Origin of the sequence: Pilimelia anulata (genome assembly GCF_014647895.1) — a bacterium.
Taxonomy (GTDB): Bacteria; Actinomycetota; Actinomycetes; order Mycobacteriales; family Micromonosporaceae; genus Pilimelia; species Pilimelia anulata.
Genome location: NZ_BMQB01000004.1, coordinates 173,444 through 190,728 on the forward strand (window position 1 = coordinate 173,444; position 17,285 = coordinate 190,728).

The 17,285-nt window shown below is 76.3% G+C and carries 17 protein-coding genes and 1 pseudogene; 7 read left to right on the forward strand and 11 right to left on the reverse strand.

Going from position 1 to position 17,285, the window contains the following annotated elements; genetic code table 11:
* Nucleotides 1-7: 7 nt before the first annotated feature.
* Together IEY94_RS10965 and IEY94_RS10970 are read left to right on the forward strand one after the other, a co-directional pair.
* A complete protein-coding gene (locus IEY94_RS10965) occupies nucleotides 8-595 on the forward strand; it encodes a DNA-3-methyladenine glycosylase I (RefSeq protein ID WP_189170008.1) in 588 nt (195 codons plus the stop codon).
* A gap of 33 nt (nucleotides 596-628) precedes the next feature.
* Nucleotides 629-826 (forward strand): annotated as a pseudogene (locus IEY94_RS10970) (hypothetical protein); the annotation flags it as partial.
* 159 nt (nucleotides 827-985) lie between these two features.
* On the opposite strand, the gene IEY94_RS10975 reads toward IEY94_RS10970, so the two are convergent.
* Both IEY94_RS10975 and IEY94_RS10980 read right to left on the reverse strand, forming a co-directional pair.
* Nucleotides 986-1,786 carry an enoyl-CoA hydratase-related protein gene (locus IEY94_RS10975; RefSeq protein WP_189170010.1) on the reverse strand — a complete coding sequence of 267 codons (801 nt, stop codon included), beginning with the start codon at nucleotides 1,784-1,786 and terminating at the stop codon, nucleotides 986-988.
* Nucleotides 1,787-1,840: 54 nt separating this feature from the next.
* On the reverse strand, nucleotides 1,841-2,641 hold the full coding sequence (locus IEY94_RS10980; protein ID WP_189170011.1) for a PaaX family transcriptional regulator: 801 nt from the start codon (nucleotides 2,639-2,641) through the stop codon (nucleotides 1,841-1,843).
* A 187-nt stretch (nucleotides 2,642-2,828) separates the two neighbouring features.
* On the opposite strand from IEY94_RS10980, the gene IEY94_RS10985 reads away from it, so the two are divergent.
* Complete coding sequence (locus IEY94_RS10985) at nucleotides 2,829-2,996, forward strand: DUF3117 domain-containing protein (RefSeq protein ID WP_189170012.1); 168 nt, start codon at nucleotides 2,829-2,831, stop codon at nucleotides 2,994-2,996.
* Nucleotides 2,997-3,245: 249 nt separating this feature from the next.
* The gene (locus tag IEY94_RS10990; protein ID WP_229783694.1) at nucleotides 3,246-4,625 is read left to right on the forward strand and encodes a leucyl aminopeptidase family protein; all 1,380 of its coding nucleotides are present in this window, start codon (nucleotides 3,246-3,248) and stop codon (nucleotides 4,623-4,625) included.
* A 139-nt stretch (nucleotides 4,626-4,764) separates the two neighbouring features.
* On the opposite strand, the gene IEY94_RS10995 is transcribed toward IEY94_RS10990, so the two are convergent.
* Nucleotides 4,765-5,364: a hypothetical protein gene (locus IEY94_RS10995; protein WP_189170014.1), complete on the reverse strand. Its 600-nt coding sequence runs from the start codon at nucleotides 5,362-5,364 to the stop codon at nucleotides 4,765-4,767.
* Between the two features lie 373 nt (nucleotides 5,365-5,737).
* The gene (locus IEY94_RS11000; protein ID WP_189170015.1) at nucleotides 5,738-6,346 is read right to left on the reverse strand and encodes an O-methyltransferase; all 609 of its coding nucleotides are present in this window, start codon (nucleotides 6,344-6,346) and stop codon (nucleotides 5,738-5,740) included.
* A 210-nt stretch (nucleotides 6,347-6,556) separates the two neighbouring features.
* On the opposite strand from IEY94_RS11000, the gene IEY94_RS11005 reads away from it, so the two are divergent.
* A complete protein-coding gene (locus tag IEY94_RS11005; RefSeq protein WP_189170250.1) occupies nucleotides 6,557-7,858 on the forward strand; it encodes a S1C family serine protease in 1,302 nt (433 codons plus the stop codon).
* 70 nt (nucleotides 7,859-7,928) lie between these two features.
* The gene (locus IEY94_RS11010; RefSeq protein ID WP_189170016.1) at nucleotides 7,929-8,399 is read left to right on the forward strand and encodes a twin-arginine translocase TatA/TatE family subunit; all 471 of its coding nucleotides are present in this window, start codon (nucleotides 7,929-7,931) and stop codon (nucleotides 8,397-8,399) included.
* Nucleotides 8,400-8,477: 78 nt separating this feature from the next.
* Here the strand turns inward: IEY94_RS11010 and IEY94_RS11015 are convergent, their stop codons facing one another.
* The 4 genes from IEY94_RS11015 to IEY94_RS11030 all read right to left on the reverse strand — a co-directional run bounded on the left by IEY94_RS11015 (nucleotide 8,478) and on the right by IEY94_RS11030 (nucleotide 13,969).
* Nucleotides 8,478-9,635: an Mrp/NBP35 family ATP-binding protein gene (locus IEY94_RS11015; RefSeq protein WP_189170017.1), complete on the reverse strand. Its 1,158-nt coding sequence runs from the start codon at nucleotides 9,633-9,635 to the stop codon at nucleotides 8,478-8,480.
* A gap of 273 nt (nucleotides 9,636-9,908) precedes the next feature.
* The gene (locus IEY94_RS11020) at nucleotides 9,909-11,987 is read right to left on the reverse strand and encodes an MMPL family transporter (protein ID WP_189170018.1); all 2,079 of its coding nucleotides are present in this window, start codon (nucleotides 11,985-11,987) and stop codon (nucleotides 9,909-9,911) included.
* A gap of 133 nt (nucleotides 11,988-12,120) precedes the next feature.
* Nucleotides 12,121-12,672: a DUF1003 domain-containing protein gene (locus tag IEY94_RS11025; RefSeq protein ID WP_189170019.1), complete on the reverse strand. Its 552-nt coding sequence runs from the start codon at nucleotides 12,670-12,672 to the stop codon at nucleotides 12,121-12,123.
* A 40-nt stretch (nucleotides 12,673-12,712) separates the two neighbouring features.
* Nucleotides 12,713-13,969: a magnesium transporter MgtE N-terminal domain-containing protein gene (locus IEY94_RS11030; RefSeq protein ID WP_189170020.1), complete on the reverse strand. Its 1,257-nt coding sequence runs from the start codon at nucleotides 13,967-13,969 to the stop codon at nucleotides 12,713-12,715.
* A gap of 44 nt (nucleotides 13,970-14,013) precedes the next feature.
* Here IEY94_RS11030 and IEY94_RS11035 point away from each other — a divergent pair, with 44 nt between their 5' ends.
* Nucleotides 14,014-14,916, forward strand: a complete 903-nt coding sequence (locus tag IEY94_RS11035; RefSeq protein ID WP_189170021.1) for a PhzF family phenazine biosynthesis protein — start codon at nucleotides 14,014-14,016, stop codon at nucleotides 14,914-14,916.
* A gap of 68 nt (nucleotides 14,917-14,984) precedes the next feature.
* Here the strand turns inward: IEY94_RS11035 and IEY94_RS11040 are convergent, their stop codons facing one another.
* The 3 genes from IEY94_RS11040 to IEY94_RS11050 all read right to left on the reverse strand — a co-directional run bounded on the left by IEY94_RS11040 (nucleotide 14,985) and on the right by IEY94_RS11050 (nucleotide 17,126).
* On the reverse strand, nucleotides 14,985-15,518 hold the full coding sequence (locus IEY94_RS11040; RefSeq protein ID WP_189170022.1) for a hypothetical protein: 534 nt from the start codon (nucleotides 15,516-15,518) through the stop codon (nucleotides 14,985-14,987).
* Between the two features lie 25 nt (nucleotides 15,519-15,543).
* A complete protein-coding gene (locus IEY94_RS11045; protein ID WP_189170023.1) occupies nucleotides 15,544-16,299 on the reverse strand; it encodes an HAD family hydrolase in 756 nt (251 codons plus the stop codon).
* Nucleotides 16,300-16,373: 74 nt separating this feature from the next.
* Nucleotides 16,374-17,126, reverse strand: a complete 753-nt coding sequence (locus IEY94_RS11050) for a DUF4190 domain-containing protein (RefSeq protein ID WP_189170024.1) — start codon at nucleotides 17,124-17,126, stop codon at nucleotides 16,374-16,376.
* Nucleotides 17,127-17,285: the final 159 nt, after the last annotated feature.

Sequence of the window (17,285 nt, forward strand, 5' to 3'; positions counted from 1 at the left end):
GTCCGGCATGGTGGACGAGAGCGGGCTGGTCGTCGGCCCCGACGGGCGGGCGCGCTGCCGCTGGGGTGCCCGGCCCGAGATCTACGTGACGTACCACGACGGCGAGTGGGGCCGGCCGCTGCGCGGGGACGACGCCCTGTTCGAGCGGCTCGCCCTGGAGGCGTTCCAGTCCGGGCTGTCCTGGCTGACGATCCTGCGCCGCCGGCCGGCGTTCCGGGCGGCCTTCGCCGACTTCCGCCTCGCCGCCGTCGCCGGGTACGGGGAGGCCGACGTCGAACGGCTGCTCGCCGACGCCGGCATCATCCGCAACCGGGCCAAGATCGAAGCAACGATCGCCAACGCCCGGACCGCGCTCGAGCAGCCCGAGGGCCTGTCCGAGCTGCTGTGGTCGTTCGCCCCGCCGGCCCGCGCCCGCCCGGCCCGGCTGGCCGAGATCCCGGCGGTGACGCCGGAGTCCACGGCGCTGGCCAGGGAGCTGCGCCGCCGCGGGTTCCGGTTCGTGGGGCCCACGACGGCGTACGCGCTCATGCAGGCGACCGGGATGGTCGACGACCACCTGGCCGACTGCCACGTCCGGCCGCCGGGCGGCGCGTGATGTGATGGCGCCATGGCGAATGGCGCACTTCCCCGGACGTGGCTGGTCAGCGTGGACCTGCCGATCGAGGCCGCGTCGCCGAGCGAGGCGGCCCGGCTGTTCTGGCAGTACGTCGGGGAGCTGGGCCCCGGCGAGCTGCCGGTCTTCGTCGCCCCCACCGACGACGAGCTGTCGCTGCGCGCCTACGTCTCCGGCGCCGAGGTCAACCTGGACCCCGAGGAGGACGACTGACCCCGGCCCGACCGCCCCGGCGCCGCCCGGCCGCCGACGAATGGGTCCGCCCCGCCGGCCTCCCGGGCCGACCGATGCCGGCCCACTGATGCCGGGCCGCCCGACCCCGGCCGGTTCGCGGGCGACGGCGCGTCGGCCCGCCGCCCGCGCGGTGCCCGGTCAGCGGCCGGCGAACGTCGGCTTCCGCTTGTTCACGAACGCCTCGGTCGCGCTGCGGTGGTCCTCGGTAGCGCCGCAGATCTGCTGCGCCTGACCCTCGGCCGCCAGCGCGTCCGACAGCGTGCTGGTGTCGCCGACGGCGAGCTGCCGCTTGATCGCGCCGTACGCGATCGTCGGCCCCGCCGCCAGCCGGGCGGCGAACTCCTGCGCCACCGGCAGCACCTCGTCGTCGCCGCCGACCAGCTTCGTGAGCAGGCCGAGCCGCTGCGCCTCGACGGCGTTCACCGGCTCGGCGAGCAGCAGCAGCTCGGTGGCCTTGGCGTGGCCGACGAGCTTGGGCAGCGACCAGGAGATCCCGGTGTCGCCGGCCAGGCCCACGTTGGCGAACGCCATCAGGAACGACGTCGACGGCCCGCCGATCCGGAAGTCGGCCAGCAGGGCGAGCGACGCGCCGGCGCCGGCGGCCATCCCGCGGACCGCGGCCACCACCGGCTTGGGCAGGCTGCCCAGCTCGTGCGCGATGGGGTTGTAGTGCTGCCGGACCGTGGCCAGCGGGTCGGTCGACCCGGTGGCCAGGTTGTCGGCGTGCTCGCGCAGGTCCTGCCCGACGCAGAAGGCCCGGCCCGACCCCGCCAGCACGACCGCCCGGCAGGACCGGTCGGCGGCGATCGCCTGCAGCGCCTCGCGCAGCGCCAGCTTCAGCGACACGTCGAGCGCGTTGAGCGAGTCCGGGCGGTGCAGCGTCAGTGTCGTGACACCGTCGGTGCGCTCCACCACGAGCGGCTGCGCGGCAGCAGTCATGTCAGCGTCCTTCCGGGTGAGCGGGTGGCCCCCCGGCCGGCGTTGCGCCGCACGTCAGGGGCCATCCGTGCGAATCAGGCACCTGTCAACGTACCGGTCCGCCGCACCCCGCAGCCGCCCGGCGTGTGCGTCGAAGAAGGCCGCGGCGCTGGTCCCGGCCCACGGATCGGGCAGCAGCTCGCCCGGCAGGGCCGGGTCGCGGAACAGGAAGCCGCGCCAGGCGTGCACCAGCCGGCAGCGCGCGGCGTACGCCTCCTCGTCCGGGCTGGCCTCCGTGATCACCGTCACCACCGGGGTCAGCTCGGCCACGAACCCGTCGTACGCCGCGGCGAGCGCCGGCAGGTCCCAGGCCCGGTGCACCAGGGCGGCCGCGCCGTCCGGCCCGGCGGCGTGCGCGGCGGCCAGCCGCTCGTACGCCACGCCCTGCTCGGCGAGCACCTGGTCGACCTCGTCCCCCGGCCGCGGGGCGACCCAGCCGGCGGCGCCGAGCGGCGCGTACCCCTGGAAGGCCAGGGCCGCGGCCAGCCGGCGGCGGGCCGGGCGGGTCACCGGTTCGGCCACGATGACCAGGTCGAACCGGCCATCCCAGCGCAGATCGGCGGTCCGGTAGATCCGGGCGGCGGCCTCGTCGAGCCGGCGGGTGCCGCGCGGCGTGAGCGCGTAGCCGGGGCCGCCGGGCAGGCGGGCGGGCGCCAGCCAGCGCTGCCGGACCATCCGCGACACGGCGGTGCGGACGGCCGGCGCGGAGATCCCCAGCGGGGCGAGCAGCCGGACGAGCGCGGCGACCGCGGCGCGCCCCCCGCGCGGTCGCAGATAGTCGCCGTACACGTCGAACAGCGCCGAACGTGCCTGCATGAGCGCAGATTGTGACAGCCGGACCCGAATTCCGCTACAAGCCGTGACCAGATCGGCCCGCCGGTTTGGGTGTGCGGGGCCTCATCAGGGAAAATCATGGGTCGATGCTCCGCCGTTCGCCGGCGCGCGTCGGACACGGACGCCCGGGGCCGGCCCAGGAGTCCGGGACAGGTGAGGGGAGACACGAATGGCGGCGATGAAGCCGCGGACGGGCGACGGTCCGCTGGAGGTCACCAAGGAGGGCCGGGGCATCGTCATGCGGGTGCCGCTGGAGGGTGGCGGCCGGCTGGTGGTCGAGATGACGCCCGACGAGGCCACCGCGTTGGGCGAGGCGCTGCGCGAGGCCGTCAACTGAATGCGGCGACCGCGCCCACCGCGGTCGCCCGATCGGGTGGTTGACGCCCGACTCCGCACGTGCGGACTCGCCGGTACGGCAGCGTGCCGGCGAGTCCGTCCCCGTGCCCTGGCCGCCCGTTCCCCCGGGTAAGGTCCAGCGCCGGGCCACGGTCCGAGTGTCCCCGAGTGCCGAGTGTCCCCGAGTGAAGCAGGAGTCTGCCGGGTGCTGACGATTCGCACCGCGCCGCCGCGCGCGACCACCGGGGTACTGGCGGTCGCCGTCGGTGCCGAGGGTCCCGACCGGGCGGCGCTGCCGGCCGACGTCGCCGACGCCGCCGCCGCGCTGCTCGCCGACACGGCCGACCCGCACCGGCCGGGCGCCGTGCAGGACCTGCCCCGCCCGCTGGCCGCGCCGAAGCGGCTGCTGCTCGCCGGCGTCGGCGCGGGCGCCGAGGCGGACTGGCGGGCCGCGGGCGCGGCCCTGGCCCGCACCGGGCACGCGCCGTTCACCGTCGCCCTGCCCGCCGCCGTCGAGCCCGCCGCCGTCCGCGGGCTGGTGGAGGGGCTGCAACTCGCGTCGTACGCGTTCGTGGCCGAGCGGCCGCCGGCCAAGTCGGGCACCGTCACCCTCGCCGTCCCCGACCCCGACGCGTACGCCGACGTGGTGGCCACCGCCACCGCCACCGCCGCGGCGACCGCGCTCGCCCGCGACCTCACCAACACCCCGTCCTCGCGGAAGAACCCGGCCTGGTTCGCCCGCGAGGTCGAGCGGGCCGCCGCCGACCGCGCCGGCCTCGACGTCAAGGTGCTCGGGCCGGCCGAGCTGGCCGCCGGCGGCTTCGGCGGCCTGCTGGCCGTGGGCGGCGGCTCGGCCACGCCGCCGCGCCTGGTCGAGCTGCGGTACCGGCCCCGCCGCGCCACCACCCACGTCGTCCTGGTCGGCAAGGGCATCACGTTCGACACCGGCGGCCTGTCGATCAAGCCGGCGGACGCGATGAAGCTCATGCGCAAGGACATGGGCGGCGCCGCGGCGGTGGTCGCGGCCACGCTCGGCGCGGCGGCGCTGCGGCTGCCGGTCCGGATCACCACGCTGACCCCGCTGGCGGAGAACGCGGTGAGCGGCTCGGCGTACCGGCCGGGCGACGTGATCACCCACTACGACGGCCGGACCAGCGAGATCACCAACACCGACGCCGAGGGCCGGCTGGTGCTCGCCGACGCGCTCGGCTACGCCGTCCGCAAGCTGCGCCCGGACGTGCTGGTGGACCTGGCCACCCTCACCGGCGCCAACGCGATCGCGCTGGGCAAGCGGCACGCCGCCCTGTACAGCGACAACGACGCCCTGGCCACGGCCCTGGCCGACGCCGCCGGCGCCGCGGGCGAGCGGACCTGGCGGATGCCGCTGGCCGCCGACTACGTGGAGTACCTGGCCAGCGACCTGGCCGATCTGCTGCCGGCGCCGGAGCGGGGCGCCGGGTCGGTGGTGGCGGCGCTGTACCTGCGCGAGTTCGCCGGCGACCTGCGCGACCGCTGGGCCCACCTGGACATGTCCGCGCCCTCGTGGTCGGACGCCGCCGAGGGCGAGCTGGCCAAGGGCGCGACGGGCTGGGGCGTGCGCACCCTCCTGCGCTGGCTGGCCACCCTGTAGCCACCGGCGCCGACGCCACCGACGAACCGGCCCCGGGTGCGCGGTGCTGGCGGGCTCGCCGGGGCGGTCGACGCCGGTCACCGACGCCGGTCCCCGGCGGCCCGCCGCACCACCGGGTGTCGGCGGGCCGCCGGACCGCCTAGGTCCGCTTGTTGCCGTTCTCGTCGAGCGCGGCGGTGACGGCGGCGCGGAAGCCGCCGGGCGACCGGGCCGTCAGCCACGTGGCGGCGCTGCCGGCGTAGAAGACCGGCGAACTGAGGGCGCTCTCGTCCTCACCGAGGCCGAAGAGCAGGAAAGCGCCCTCGCCCCGGCAGTTCCCGAAGGCCATGCGCTTCTTGACGACCGCGGTGGTGCAGCGCTGGTCGTTCGCCTTTCCGAGGCTCCTGACCCGCGACTCGTCCGCGGCTGTGCCCGGCTTGCCCTCGGCGAGCACGCGCACCTTCCGGCCGGCCTCGTCGAGTTCGTGGACGATCACGGTGTCCACATCGGCCAGGGGCAGGATCGTGGCGGCATGGCCCTGGAACGTGATCGGCGAACTGATCGCCACTTCCGTCCCGTTGCTCGCCGCGACAATGAAGGTGCCCTCGCCGGCGCAGGCACCGATGGCATAGTCATCGAACAGGTACGCCAGGCAGTCGGCCGCCGCCGGACGGGCGGCGGCATTGGCCGCGGACCCACTGAACAGCAGCGTCGAGGCGCACAGGGCAGCCAGACCGGTACGCATGATCTTCCTCGGCATTCGCGATTCACTCCTTGATAATTCAACGGAATTGAGGCGATGACCCGGCGCACCGAACGCCGATCGTGTGGTTGCCGTCGGGTCATCCGAATCCGCCCGACGTGGCGGCCGCGACTCTCACTCTCGCCGGCTGCGTCACTCACCGGTACCGGGGACATCGAAGTGCGACGATGTCTGTGTACTGTCGCCGTGCCCCGGCGCCGCCGGTAATCCCATGATGCATAGCCCCGGTCTATGTGCCGGGGGCGCGCCAGAAAAGATCATCGATGAATTCGCGAACCGCATTCATGGGATCGCATGAATCATTCTCGGACCGATGTCCGCCGCGCAATCGGCGCAGCGGAATGGGCGACGCGAATACGAGAGTCGTTCCCTATCGGCGGACCGCGGTGAGCAGGCCGGTGCCCAGTGGCAGCAGGGCCGGTACCCAGACGTCCGACTCACGGACCGCGCGCAGCAGCTCGCGCAGCGCAACCGTGTCCGGGTCCCGGGCGGTCGGGTCGTCCACCCGGCCACCGGCCAGGACACCGTGGACGGCCAGCACCCCGCCCGGCCGCAGCAGCCGCTCGGCCGCGCTCACCCCGGACACCGTCTCGGTGGGGTCGGCGTCGAGGAACACCATGTCGTACGCGCCGTCGGCCAGCCGCGGCAGCACGTCCTGCGCCCGGCCGGTGATCATGCGGGTGCGCGAGGGCGCGTACCCCGCCTCGGCGAACAGCCGCCGGGCCAGCCGCTGGTGCTCGGCCTCCAGGTCGATTGTGGTCAGCACGCCGTCGGTGCGCATGCCCTGGAGCAGCCAGAGGCCGCTGGCCCCGGTACCGGTCCCGATCTCGACCACGGCCCGGGCGCCCCGGACGGCCGCCAGCAACCGCAGCATCGCGCCGATGTCGGCGCCGATGGCGGGGGTGCCGACCTCCTCGGCGAGCAGCCGGGCCGTCTGCCGGACCGCGTCCTCTGTGGCGTACGCCTCGACGAATTGCACGCGCTGAGCCTAGTGCCTGCGACCGGCGGGGCGCCCGGGGCCGGCGGGGCGGATGGGGCGGACGGGCCGGCGGAAGCCGGTTGCCGGCCCGGCCGGCCGTGCCACCATGGGACCGTGCGGGCGGACCGCGCACCGGGTCACCGCTGGGCGGGAACCGCCCGGCGAGGACAGGTGGTGAGGGCAGTGACGCACGTCGACCGCGGCGACCCCATGCCGCCCGCCTGGTCCCCGCCGCCCGGCGCACCCGCTCCCGCGCCGTTCGCGCCCGGGGTGACGTCCGCCACGCCGCCGCCGGCAGGCCCGGTCGCCGCGCCCGCACCGCCCGCCGCCGAGCGGGCGTGGTGGTGGTCCGACGGGCCCGCGGACCCGTGGCGCGACCCCGCCGCCCCGGCCGCCGTCGTCCTGCCCGCCCCCGCGCCGGCGATCCCGCCCCCGCCGCCGGCCGCCGAGGGGCCGGCCGAGTGGCGCGGGACCGTCCGCACGTTCGCCCTGGTGGTCATCGCCGTCGGCCTGCTCGCCGGGCTGGTCGGCGGGGCGCTGGGCTTCCTCGCCGCCCGCCGCGCCGACGGCCCGCTGCTCGGCGACCGGACGCCCGCCGACCCGCCCGCCGGCGTCGCCGCGACCGTCGCGGCGGTCCGGCCGAGCGTCGTCCAGCTCCAGGTCGTCGACGCCGCCGGGTCGAGCGTCGGGTCGGGCTTCGTCGTCAGTACGGCCGGGCACGTGCTGACCAACCAGCACGTCCTCGGCGGCTCCCGCGGCCCGGTACAGGTCACCCTCCCCGGCGGCGGGGTGACCGCGGCCCGGCTGGTCGGCAGCGACGCCGAGGCCGACCTGGCGGTGCTCAAGCTGGACAGCGCCGCCGGGGTCCGCCCGGCCCGGCTCGGCGACTCCGACCGCCTGGCGGTGGGGGAGCAGGTGCTGGCGTTCGGCTCGCCGCTGTCGCTGCGGGAGACCGTGACCGCCGGGATCGTGAGCGCGCTGGACCGGCCGCTGCGGACCGGCGGCGAGCCGGGCGAGCAGGTCCGGTACTACGCGGCGATCCAGACCGACGCCGCGGTGAACCAGGGTAACTCGGGCGGACCGCTGGTGGACGCCGCCGGCCGGGTCGTCGGGGTCAACGCGGTGATCCAGTCGGTCGCCGGCAGCCGGGAGGACGCCGGCAACATCGGGCTGGCGTTCGCCATCCCGATCAACCAGGCGCACCGGATCGCCCGCGAGATCATCGCCCACGGCCGGGCCAAGCGGACGGTCCTCGGCGCCGAGGTCGCCGACGCCGAGCGCGTGACCGGCGGGGCCCGGCTCGGCGAGGTCCCCGCGGGCGGGCCGGCGGCCGCCGCCGGCCTGCGCACCGGCGACGTGGTCACCGGGATCGACGGGCGCATACTGGAGACGTCGGTCGATCTGATCGCGCTCGTCCGCAAGCGGGCGCCGGGCGACGCGGTGCGGCTCGCGTACCAGCGCGGCGCGCAGCGGCGGACGGTGTCCGTTCGGCTGGCGGCGGACGCCCGATAGCCTGCCGGGTCGGGCTATCGCGGTACGGCCGCGGGCGTGGTGAAATGTCCGGGGCCGTGGGGAGGGCGCGTTGTTCGAGAACCTGAACTGGTGGGAGATCCTGGCGCTGCTGGTGCTGGCGTTCCTGATCTTCGGCGACAAGCTGCCCAAGGTCATCGGCGACGGCCTGCGGATGCTGCGCAACCTGCGCCGGATGGCCAGCAACGCCACCGGCGACCTCAGCCGCGAGCTGGGGACCGACCTGCGCTTCGAGGACCTGCACCCGAAGGCGCTGATCCGCAAGCACCTGCTCAGCGAGGAGGACGAGCAGGCGCTGCGCCGCCCGCTGGAGGGCCTGATGAGCGACGTCCGCGGGCAGACCGCCACGCTGCGCGACAGCACGCTGGGCGCCCGCGACAGCGTCCGGGACGCGGTCGCCGACGCGCGCGCCGGCGTCCGCCCGGACGCCACGGTCCGCACCGCGCCGGCCACCCCGCCGACCGAACCGGTACCGGAAGCGCCCGCCGCCCCGGCCCGCCGCCGCGACTTCGACGCCACCTGAACCGAGGCGTCCGCCGGCGACCATCGCGCGCCACCGGTGCCGACCCGGTCGTCCGCCGGGTTCGGCGGCGCGGCCGGCTCAGGCCGGGCGCAGGCCCAGGGACTTGCCGACCAGCGACTCCCGCCGTACGGCCAGCTTGTCCGCGACCGCCGCCAGCGCCACCGCCGCCGGCGCGTCCGGCGCCGCCAGCACGATCGGGGCGCCGGCGTCGCCGCCCTCGCGCACCCGGGTGTCCAGCGGGATCTGGCCCAGCAGCGGGACGGGCGCGCCGATCGTCCGGCTGAGCGAGTCCGCGACCGCCTGCCCGCCGCCGGCGCCGAACACCTCGATCCGCTCGCCGGTGGGCAGTTCCAGCCAGCACATGTTCTCGACCACGCCGACGACCCGCTGGTGCGTCTGGAGGGCGATCGCGCCGGCCCGCTCGGCCACCTCGGCGGCGGCCTGCTGCGGCGTGGTGACCACGAGGATCTCGGCGTTGGGCAGGAGCTGGGCCAGCGAGATCGCGACGTCGCCGGTGCCCGGCGGCAGGTCGAGCAGGAGTACGTCCAGCTCGCCCCAGTACACGTCGGCCAGGAACTGCTGGAGTGCCCGGTGCAGCATCGGCCCGCGCCAGACCACGGCGGCGTTGCCGGGGGTGAACATCCCGATCGAGATGACCTTCACCCCGTGCGCCTGCGGCGGCATGATCATTTCCTCGACCCGGGTGGGCTTGCCGTCGGCGCCGAGCATCCGCGGTACCGAGTGGCCGTAGATGTCGGCGTCGACCACGCCGACCGCCAGCCCCCGCGCGGCGAGCGCCACGGCCAGGTTCACGGTGACGCTGGACTTGCCGACGCCGCCCTTGCCGCTGGCCACCGCGTACACCCTGGTCCGCGAGCCCGGCTGGGCGAACGGGATGACCGGCTCGGCGCCGCCGCCCCCGCGCAGCCGGCTCTGCAGGTCCTTGCGCTGGTCGGCGCTCATCACGCCGAAGTCGACGTCCACCCCGGTCACGCCCGGTACGGCGCCCACGGCGGCGGTGATGTCCGACCGCAGCTTGTCCTTGAGCGGGCAGCCGGCGACGGTCAGCAGCAGCGCGATCCGCACCCGCCCGTCGGCCGCGATGGCGACGGCCTCGACCATGCCGAGGTCGGTGATCGGCCGGCGGATCTCCGGGTCGTCCACGGTCGCCAGCGCCGCGCGGACGGCCTCCTCGCCTGCCCGGTCAACGGCAACGGTCCCCACGCCCACACCCATCCCCCCATCCTACGGTCACTCCCCGCAACCCCCACCCACCCCGATCCCCACCGCCCGCTACACCCCTTTCCTCCCACCCGCCCATCAGGTGCCCACCCTCATGTCGATCTTCGGGAGGCCCCGCGGCGCCCATGACCGGTCGGCGGGTGGGCGTGGGCGGCGGGTCCCCGCCCAACCCTTGCCCCCCGGCCGCCGGTGGTGAGGATGGGTCAGGTACCGAATGCGGGGCTCATGACGTGCTCTGCCCCATGTGGATCCTCGGATGGGGAGGGTTCACTGTCGGAGGCGGCGGGGCCACCAGGAGTGGGGGCCCGCGTCCAGGAGGAGGGCGGGGACCAGGACGGAGCGGACCACCAGGGTGTCCAGGAGGACGCCGACCGCCACCACCAGGCCGATGCCCAGCATCGTCACCAGCGGCAGCGTCGCCAGCACCGTGAAGGTCGCCGCCAGGACCAGGCCCGCGCTCGTGATCACCCCGCCCGTCGCCGCCAGCCCCCGCAGCACCCCCGCCGAGTGGCCCGCCGTACCGACCTCCTCGCGGATCCGGTGGACCAGGAAGATGTTGTAGTCCACCCCCAGCGCCACCAGGAACACGAACCCGAGCAGCGGCGTCGAGTCGTCGAACGCCGACAGGTCGAACACCCCGCGCAGCAGCAGCGCGGCCGCGCCGAGGGCCGCCGCGTACGACAGCACCACCGTCCCGATCAGCAGCAGCGGCGCGACCAGGGCCCGCAGCAGCAGGACCAGGACCAGCAGGACCGCGGCCAGCACCAGCGGGATGACCAGCGACCGGTCGCGGCCGGCGGCCTCCTCGGTGTCGAGCTGCTCGGCCGTCGGGCCGCCGACCAGTGCGCCGGCGATGCCGTCGGTGGCGGCGCGCAGGCGGCGTACGGTCTCCTCGGCGGCGCGGCTGTCCGGCGCGTCGGTGAGCACCACCGGTACGGACACCAGGGTGCCGTCGGTGGACGGCGTGGGCGGGCGGACGGCGGCCACGCCCGGCACGGCCCGGGCCGCGGCGGTGACGGCGGTGCCGGCGGCGGCGGGCGCGACGAGGGTGGCGGGGGCGGCGTTGCCGGCGGGGAAGTGGGCGGCGATCCGCGCCTGCGCGGTGATCGACTCGGGCTCGGTGGTGAACGACTCGGCCTGGCTGGTGCCGATCCGGACGCCGCCGAGGCCGAACGCGAGCGCGCCCAGCGCCAGCGCGGTGACGGCCCAGATCAGCCGGGGGCGGCGGGCCAGGACGGCGCCGATCCGGTCCCAGAGGCGGCCGGTCGGCTCGGCGGTGTCCGGCCGCGGGACGAACGGCCAGAACACCCACCGGCCCGCGGCGACCAGCAGTGCCGGCAGCAGGGCGAGGGTGGTGGCCGCGCCGGCGAAGACGCCGATGGCGCCGACGGCGCCGATGCTGCGGTTGGTGTTCAGGTCGGCGACGAGCAGGCAGAGCAGGCCGAGGATGACCGTGCCGGCGCTGGCCAGGATCGCCGGCGCGGAGCGGCGCAGGGCGACCAGCATCGCGTCGCGGCGGTCGGCGTGCCGGCGCAGTTCCTCGCGGTACCGGGCGAGCAGCAGCAGCGCGTAGTCGGTGCCGACGCCGAAGACGAGGACGGTGGTGATGCCGGCGCTCTGGCCGTCCACGGGCAGGTCGACGTTCTTGCCGAGCAGGTAGATGATCGCCTCGGACACCCGGGTGGCCGCACCGACGGCGAGCAGCGGCAGCAGCCACAGGACCGGGCTGCGGTAGATGATCAGCAGCAGGACGGCGACGACCGCGCCGGTGATCATGAACAGGTCGGTGTCCAGGTCGCTGAACACCTTGACCGTGTCGACCAGCCCGGCGGCCGGGCCGCCGACCGCGCCGGCCAGGCCCGCGGGCAGGCCGTCGCGGGCGAGCGCGCGCAGGCCGTCCACCCGGTCGAACAGGCCGTCCGCGCGGGAGAGCAGCGCGGTGACCGTCGCGGCGCGGCCGTCGCCGGCGTACTCGACCGGGGCGACCCGGCCGGCGAGCGCGAGCGGGACCATCGCCGCCCGCTTGGCCTCGATCGCCGTCCGGTCGGCGGGGGTCAGCCCGGCGTCGCGGGTGAAGACGGTGACCGCGGGCAGGGCATCGGCGGTGGGGAAGCGGCCGGCGTACTCGGCGACCCGGGTCGCGTCGGCGCCGCGCGGCAGCATGGCGACCGCGTCGTTCTTCTGCACCTCGTCGACCCGGCCGGCGGCGGGGGAGAGCGCGGCGAGGACCGCCACCCAGGCCGCGATGACCAGCCAGGCGGCGAACCTCCCGCGCAGCAGGCGGCCGGGCCCGGTGTCGGGTGCGGCGGCGGGGGCGTCGGGCCGGCGTACGCGGACGGTTGCCATGATCATCCTCGGTGTGTGCGGGGGCGTCTTTCGACCGTAGTACGGAAGCCCCTCATTTCATGTGTAAGAAAAGGCTGACACATGAAAGACGGACCGGTCAACCGCCATCGGGTCGGTGGTGATCGAGGAGCGGTCAGCGGGCCTTGCGCGGCTTGCGGGGCTCGTCGGCCGGGTCGGCGGCCGCCGGCTCCGGGTGCTCCCGCTCGTACCGGCGCTGCGCCGCGTCGTCCAGCTCCTCGGCCAGCCGGGTCAGCTCCGAGCGCAGGAAGTCGCGGGTGGCGACCTCGCCCACCGCGATCCGCAGCGAGGCGATCTCCCGGGCCAGGTACTCGGTGTCGGCCTTCTGCATGGCCGCCCGGCGCCGGTCCTCCTCCATCGTCAGCCGGTCCCGGTCGGCCTGCCGGTTCTGCGCCAGCAGGATCAGCGGGGCCGCGTAGCTGGCCTGCAACGACAGCACGAGCGTCATGAACTGGTACGGGTACGGGTCGAACCGCCACGGCAACGGCGCGAGGGTGTTCCAGGCGAACCAGAGCAGCACCACGACGGTCATGTAGACGATGAACCGGGCCGTCCCCATCGACCGGGCGAACCCCTCCGACCAGCGGCCGAACGCCTCCGGGTCGAACCGGGGCAGGCTCAGCCGGCCGGGCTCCCGCGGCTGGTCCAGCCGCCGCTGCTCGGTCACGCCGTCGCCCCCTCGGCCGTCGGCCGGACCCGCCGGCCGGTCACGCCGCCGACCCCGCGTCGCTGTCCCGGTCCCGCCAGTCGTGCGGGAGCAGGTGGTCCAGCACGTCGTCCACCGTCACCGCGCCGACCAGCCGGTCGCTGGTGTCCACCACCGGCATCGAGACCAGGTCGTACGTCGCCATCCGCCGGGTGATCTCCGGCAGCGGCGTCTCCGGGTCCAGCGGGTCGATGTCGTTGTCCACCACGCCGCCCAGCAGCTCGGCCGGTGGCTCGCGGAGCAGCTTCTGGAAGTGCACCATGCCCAGGTACCGGCCCGTCGGCGTGGCCATCGGCGCCCGGGTCACGAAGATCTGCGCGGCGATCGCCGGGGAGAGTTGCGGCTCCCGGATCCGGGCCAGCGCCTCGGCCACCGTCGCGTCCGGGGTGAGGATGACCGGCTCCGAGGTCATCACCGAGCCGGCGGTCCCCGGCAGGTACTTCAGCAGCGCCCGGACCGGCTCCGCCTCGTCCGGCTGCATCAGGTCCAGCAGCACCTCCTGCTCGACCTTCGGCAGCTCGGCGAGCAGGTCGGCGGCGTCGTCCGGGTCCATCTCCTCCAGGACGTCCGCGGCGCGCTCGCGGTCCAGCGCGGCCAGGATCTCCACCTGGTCGTGCTCGGGCAGCTCGCCCAGGACGTCGGCCAGCCGCTCGTCGTCCAGCGCCGCCGCCACCTCGTTGCGCCGGGTGTCGGACAGCTCCTGCAGGACGTTGGCCAGGTCGGCCGGGCGGAGCTGGTCCAGCATCGCGAGCAGGCTCGCCGTGCCCTGCGCCTCCGGCAGCCCGACCAGCCCGGACAGCTCCCGCCACTCCAACTGGTGCAGGTGCCCGCGCCGGGTCAGCCGCCCGGTGATCTCCCGGACCGCGACCCGGTGCAGCGTCCACTCGCCCAGCCGGTTGGCCTCCATCGCCACGTCCACGACCGTCGCCGGCTGGTCGGTGGCGCTGATCGTCACCCGCCGGTCCAGCAGCTCCTCCAGGACCAGCAGCTCGTCCGGGCGCTTGGAGAAGCGGCGCAGGTTGAGCGTGCCGGTGTTCAGCACGACCGCGTCGGAGTCCACCGACGTGATCCGGCCGATCGGCAGGAAGATGCGCCGGCGCATGGCGATCTCGGCCACCAGGCCGACCACCTGCGGCGCCCGCCCGCCCATCCGCAGCCTGGCCACGGCGTCGCGGACGCGGCCGACCTGGTCCCCGTTGGGATCGAAAACGGTCAGTCCGGCCAGGCGCGCCACGAAGACCTTGGTAGCGGAGGTCACCGGATCAGCCTAATGCGCCCACGGATCGTCTAGCGTGGAAGGCCATGCCCCACCTCACCGCACGCGCCCGACTCGCGTACCGCATCGTCGACGTGTTCACCGACCGGCCGTTCGCCGGCAACCCGCTGGCCGTGGTCCTCGGCGCCGACGCGCTGGGCACCGACCAGCTCCAGGCGCTCGCCCGCGAGTTCCACCTGTCCGAGACCGCGTTCCCGCTGCCGGCCACCGACCGGGCGGCCACCTACCGGGTGCGCATTTTCACCCCCGAGGCGGAGTTGCCGTTCGCCGGCCACCCCAGCATCGGCACGGCCGTGGTCGCCGCCGGCCTCGGGCTGGCGAAGCCGGACGACGACGGCGTCGTCGTCCAGGAGTGCGGCGCCGGCCTGCTGCCGCTCACCCTGAACCCGGAGCGCGACGGCGCCCGGCTCACCGGCGCCGCCCCGGCCGTCGGGCCGGCGCTGGACCCGACGCCGCTGCGCGCCGCCGCGGCCCTGCCGCCGGCCGCCGGCGGGGCGATCCCGCCGCGGGTCGCCGGGTGCGGGCTCGATTTCGCGTACCTCGCCCTATCGGCCGCCGAGGTCGCCGCCGCGGCGCTGGACAGCGCGGCCGCCGCCCGGTACGCCGTACCGGACCTGTGCGTCTTCGCCTGGGACCCGGACACCCGGACCGCGCACGCCCGGGTGTTCTGCCCCGGCGCCGGGGTGCCGGAGGACCCGGCCACCGGGTCGGCGGCGCTGGGCCTGGGGGCGTACCTGGTCACCGCGGGGCTGCTACCGGGCGACGGGACGGCGGCGTACACGGTCCGGCAGGGGGCGGAGCTGCACCGACCGTCCACGCTGCACGGTACGGTCACGGCCGCCGACGGGGCGCCGGTGCGGGTGACGGTGGCGGGCACGGTCGTCCCGATCGCCGCCGGCGAGATCCTGGTGCCCCCCTTCGTCGGCTGACCCGCCGGGCGGCGGCGCCGATCCGGCCGGCTGATCTCGGGTGGCCGCGGCGCCGGCCCGGTCGGCGGTCAGCGGCGGCGGACGCGGTGCAGGCGGAACGGTTTGCGGGCCGGCCGGGCCGCGGGCGTCTCCCGCGGCGGCGCCGCGCCGGCGTCCCCCGGCCGCGGCCGCGGCGGCCCGCCGGGCGCCAGCCGGACCACCGCGCACTCGGCCGCCCACCGGGCCACCAGGTCCGCCGTCGGGCCGGGCGCGTTGAGCCGCTTCGCGGCGAGCTGGCCGGCCACGTCCGGCCACTCCGGCGCGGCCGGGTCGACCCGGCCGACCGCCGCCGGGAAGGTGACGATCCGGCCGCCGTGGTCGCCGCGCAGCGTCACCGCCACCGGCGGCCCGCCGGGCGCCGCGGCGTCGGCCAGGCCGGGCACGTCCTGCTCGCCGGGGCCGGCGACGACGTACAGCACGCCGTCCGCCGCCAGGCACCACACGCCGACGGGGGGCCGGTCGCCGACGGCGAGCCAGGCGATCGCGGCCCGCTTCATCGCCTCGGCCACCAGCGGGTCGTCGGCGCCGTCGGCCGGCGGCGGGGTGCGGGCTGGGTCCGTCATCCGTCCATCCTGCCCCGGGCGGCCCTCACGCCGGCAGCGCCGCCCGCGGGCGCGGCGGGCGCGGGCGCGCGACCCCCGGCCGGGCCGCGCCGCCGGCCGCCGCGCGGTCCAGCAGCGCCGGTACCGCGCCGAGCCGGTCGACGGCCGGGCCGGCGAAGTCGTCCGGCGCGAACACCAGGTGCCCGGCCAGGTCCGGCGCCGCCAGCCGGACCGCGGTCATCCCCAGCGCCGTCGCCCCGGTCAGCTCGCGGCCGCCGCCGTCGCCCACGTACAGGCACTCCCGCGGCGCCACCCGCAGCCGCGCGCAGGCGGCCAGGAAGATCGCCGGGTCGGGCTTGCACCGGCCGACGTGGACGGAGTACACGCACGCCTCCAGCAGCGGCGCCACCGGCAGCCCGGGCAGCAGCACCGGCAGCTCGTACGCGCAGTCGCTCACCAGCCCCGTGCGCAGCCCGCGCCCGCGCACCTCGGCCAGCGTGGCCACCGCGTCCGGCCGCAGCCGCAGGTCCGCGGACATCGCGGCGCGCCGCGCCGGCAGCGCGGCGGCCAACGCGGCGTCGCTCGGCGCGCCGCCGGCCAGCCGGCAGACCGCGCGCAGGGCGCGCAGCTCGTCGCCGTACGCGCCGCGGGCCCGCTCGCGGAACGTCGCGTCCAGCGCCGCGGTCATCGCGGGCGGGTCGCAGCCCAGGTCGCGGGCGATCCGGGCGTGCGCCGGGCCGCGCCGCACCGCCTCCGTCAGCGTGCCGAAGAAGTCGAACAGGACCGCACGGAAGGGGGACATGAGGGGGCGCGACCTCCGGGACAAGGGATGACCTTGCGCGCCAGGAAAGCACGTCCATCGTGCCCTGTCGATGGTCAGCCGCGCAGTGCCCCCAGCGCGTCGAAATCGATGTCGGTGCCGCCGGAATCGCCCTGCTGCGCGAGCACGATCAGCAGGACGAAGCCGATCGTGATCACGACCGCGAGCGCCGTGGTCGTCCAGCCCAGGATGATCGCCGTCTTGGCCAGCCCGGCGCCGCCCTCGCCGCGCTCGGCGATCTGCCGGCGCGAGACGTGGCCGAGGATCGCGCCGACGACGCCGATGACCCCGCCGATCCCGGACACGCACAGGCCGACCGCGCCCACCCCGGCGAGCACGACGGCGACGATGGCCAGGGAGTTGTTGGGCGGTGGGGTGCCGTACCCGTACGGGTAGGCCGCGGGGTAGGGGTTGGGCTGGCCCGGCGCGCCGTACGGGGCCTGCGGGGCGGCGCCCGGCGCCGCGTACGGGTCGGGCGCGGCGTGCGGGTCCGGCGTCCCGTAGGGGCCCGGCGCCGACCCGTACGGGCCGGGCGCGGCGTACTGGCCCGGCGCGTACGGGTCCGGCGCGGCGTACGGCCCCGCGGCCGGACCCGGCGCGGCGTACGGATCGGGAGTGGCGAACGGATCGGGAGTGGCGAACGGGCCGGGCGCGGCGTACGGATCGGGCGCGGCCGGCCCGGCGGACGACTGGCCGGCGGCCGGCGGCGGCTCGGGCGACCCCGGCCCGCCGTGGCCGGGCGGGCCGGCCACCGGCGGGGGTGCGGTGGGGTCGGCCGGCGGGCCCGGCTGGTGCTCCGGCTGCGTCATGCCTGGTCCTCCGGCGTCATGCGGTGCTCCGATCGCAGGTCGATGCGATCAGCCTATCCGTTCGATCACACGCGGCGTAGCGACCGCCGGGCTCCGCGTGGTCGCCCGGGAGGGACCCATCGGGCGGGAAGTCCGCGATGCCGTTGCCGCTCCCCGCGC